Annotated in this window: 2 protein-coding genes and 1 pseudogene; 1 reads left to right on the plus strand and 2 read right to left on the minus strand. The window is 60.0% G+C overall.

The features are described from left to right. Positions 1–541: pseudogene (locus ACKLNI_RS00675) on the minus strand (mechanosensitive ion channel domain-containing protein); the annotation flags it as partial. Between the two features lie 160 nt (positions 542–701). Next, positions 702–863 carry a PEP-utilizing enzyme gene (locus ACKLNI_RS00680; RefSeq protein WP_413717063.1) on the minus strand — a complete coding sequence of 54 codons (162 nt, stop codon included), beginning with the start codon at positions 861–863 and terminating at the stop codon, positions 702–704. Positions 864–986: 123 nt separating this feature from the next. On the opposite strand from ACKLNI_RS00680, the gene ACKLNI_RS00685 reads away from it, so the two are divergent. After that, a complete protein-coding gene (locus ACKLNI_RS00685; protein WP_413717064.1) occupies positions 987–2,921 on the plus strand; it encodes an AsmA family protein in 1,935 nt (644 codons plus the stop codon). Positions 2,922–3,174 lie beyond the last annotated feature (253 nt).

Genomic DNA, 3,174 nt, shown 5'->3' on the forward strand with positions numbered 1-3,174 from the left:
ACACCAGAAACAGCGAAACCGTGCGGAAGAAACCCGCCCGCTCAGCGCTGCGGCCGAGACGAGAGTAAAAACGTTTGGCCAGCGTGCGCAGGACCAGGAAGACCGAAACCGTGATGACAATAATTAAGAGCAGTTCCGGCAACGCTTTGAGAAGGACGCCAAGCTCATCGCCACGCAGGCCGGAGAACACGCTCTGGCCGCTGGAAAGATCCGTCGATATCCCAATGAGCACGACCACGGCTTCCTCAGCGAATTCCTGCGTGACCAAAGCAATGCGACGACCGAGTGAGATAACCTCTTCAACGGGTTCGCTCACGGTCGCAGTGGCGTTCTCCGCCGGGGCCGCGGCCGCCTCCAATTCTTCGATTAGCTTGGCACGGGCGGCGTCATCTTTCAAAATTCCAAGGAGAGTATTAATCCCGTCATCCGTCATCGCTGCATTTGACTCAGCCGGAGCGGGATCGGTGGATTGTGCATGAACAGGGGTGGTGCCGAGGCTCAAGCCCAGGAAGAGGATAGTAGCAGCGAAGGCCCAAATCATCCTAGTTTTTCTCAACTTATGAACCACCGCTTGCATGAGTTCGGCCCTCTTTGAAGAATTTCGTCGGTTGAGTTCCACGGCTCTATGCGAGGGCCTCGCCTTTTGCAAATCCTCGACCCAGATTACTGCTAACAAAGACTGCGGACAAACCAGAAGAGGTTCATCCTGCCTCGAACGTCACTTCGCGGGATGTTCCGTTCACTGTCACGCATAACGCCGATAATGACATCCTTTGCCTTGGTGTCACGACGACCGATGGAATGCCGTGTTCACGGCCGACAATGGTGACATGGTACAGAAGGCCGCTCGCATTCGTGACCATGGCCGGACCGAAAGCGTTCGATCAAACTCTGAGTGAGTTATGGAATAGCTTCTGTTAAAAAACCGAAAAGCAATCGAGTGGTTGGGTCCACGGGACCGCAGGGAGGCTGAAATTCTTCGGATCGTGCTGCGCCTGGTGGCGCTTGTTGTTGTCCTTCTCGTGGCTTTTGTCGGGGGGCTGTTTATCGTGTCGGGTGAGCGCCTCGCAGCGATCGCGGGAGATCGGATCACGGCCGCGTTGGGGCGCGAAGTCAGGATTGCCGATGACCTCCGGCCGAGGTTCTTCCCGAATATCGGGGTGCGCACCGGCGCCTTCACGGTTGCCGGTTCGACCGGTGGTGCCGCTCTTGTGACGGGAGAAGGGCTGAGCGTCGGCGTCGACCTTCTAGCCCTGTTCTCGGGCCGCATCGAAGTCAGAGAGATCACGCTGGTTTCCCCGACCCTGACGCTTGTGGAATTCGCGGATGGACGCACCAACTGGAGCGAAGCAAACCCGGACCGGTCCCGCAGCGCGAACGGGACAGGCGACGCACGGTCACTGGACCTTTCGATCGCGGGCCTCTCCGTTCAGAACGGCACGGTCAGCTACCGCGACGAGAATACCGGCAGGTCGATGCTGTTCGAAAACGTCAATATCTCCGCCAATACGCCGAGCGCGGACGCTCCGCTCGTGGTGTCAGCCGAGTTCGCCACGAACGGCAAGTCGGTCAAGGGCGAGGCCGAGCTCGCGTCTCTCTCACGGTTTCTTGCCGGCGACATGACGGGCGTGTCCGTCGACACGCAAATCGGCCGGAACGCAATCCGCTTTGCCGGCGACATTTCACTCGACGGAGTTCTGGAGGGCGACCTTGTCGCCGACCTCCCGTCGCCCGAAACACTCGTGGCTCTGTCGGGAGGTACTGCGACGCCTCTTCCTGCGGATATCCTGCCGATCGAAGCCAGTGGCGCACTCACCGTCACCCCGGAAGTTGTGGGTATCGCCCGAGGCCAGTACCGCTTCGGCGCGAACCGGCTCCAGGGAACGATGACCGTTGCCCTGGGTGACGCGGCTTTTGTCAGCGCGCAGCTCAGCGCAGGTGACCTCGACCTTTCGTTTCTGAGCGCCGAAGAAGGCAGCGCCGGGGCCGGCCCGTCGGCCGCAGAGGGCAAAGGCTGGTCAACCAAACCGATCGATGCAAGCGTGCTCGGGCTTCTTGACGCCGATATCCAGCTGGATGCCGCAACCATCGATCTTGGCACCACGGCGATGCAGGACGTCTCGGCCACCGTCACGATCGACGATGCCCGCGCGGTTGTGAATATCCTGCGGGCCCAGGCGTTCGGCGGCGCGCTTATCGCGCGCTTCGTGGCCAACAACCGGAACGGCCTCAGCGTGGCGGGTGACATGGACGGCAAGACCGTCGCCATCCAGTCGCTTCTCACCGACATGGCCGGCTTTGACCGGATGCGAGGCGCGGGTAACACCCAGCTTTCCTTCCTCGGGGTCGGGCAGAGCCTTGACGAAATCATGCGCTCTCTCTCCGGCAAGGGTGCCCTGGATATCGGTCAGGGCGACATCACAGGTGTCGACCTGGCCTCGTTGTTCGGCGGAAGCAATGCGGCAGATTCCGTGGGCGACAGGGCCGTGACCATATTCCGGTCGCTGGAAGCGAGCTTCACCATCGAAAACGGCGTGATGCGGAACGACGATCTCCTGATGACCGCAAAGCTCTTCGAGGCGCGTGGCAGCGGCGATATCCACCTCGGCCGTCAGTCTCTCGACTACGTGCTGCGGCCCAGCGTGTTCGAGAACGATGTAACGGGCGGGTTCTCCATCCCTGTCCGCGTGAAAGGCCCTTGGTCGAGTCCACGCATCTACCCTGACCTGGAGGCCGTCGCCCGCGACCGCCTGAAGGTGGAAGAGGAAAAGCTTCGTGTCGATGCCAAGGCTCGCCTAGAGGCGGAGAGGAAAAAGATCGAAGAAGACGCAGACGCGCGGCTGGAGAAGGAAAAACAGAAACTCGAGGACGAAATCGGGGACCGCCTCCGCAAGGGGCTCGGCAGTCTCTTCGATCGGTAGGCTCGGAGGGTCAGCTATGTCGGCGAAGCGGTGATCTGACTGAAACGCTCAGATGACCGGTAAGAGCCCAAAGTAGACCAACGGGGATTATACGCTTCCCTAGTTTGCGACGATGAAGGACACCGATTCATGTCAACGCCCAAAGAAAGACTGAATGAACTGGGGCTTAAGTTGCCTGCGCCCACCAAGGTTCCTGAAGGCCTGCATTTACCGTTCTCGTTTGTAAATGTCAGAGGCGAAAGGGTGATATTCT

The organism is Silicimonas lutimaris (assembly GCF_047314965.1).
Classification (GTDB): Bacteria; Pseudomonadota; Alphaproteobacteria; order Rhodobacterales; family Rhodobacteraceae; genus JAVJUV01.

Bases quoted from the DNA above. Each gene is read 5' to 3' on its own strand.
- ACKLNI_RS00680 (WP_413717063.1), bottom strand. From the start codon at position 863: ATGGTCACGAATGCGAGCGGCCTTCTGTACCATGTCACCATTGTCGGC.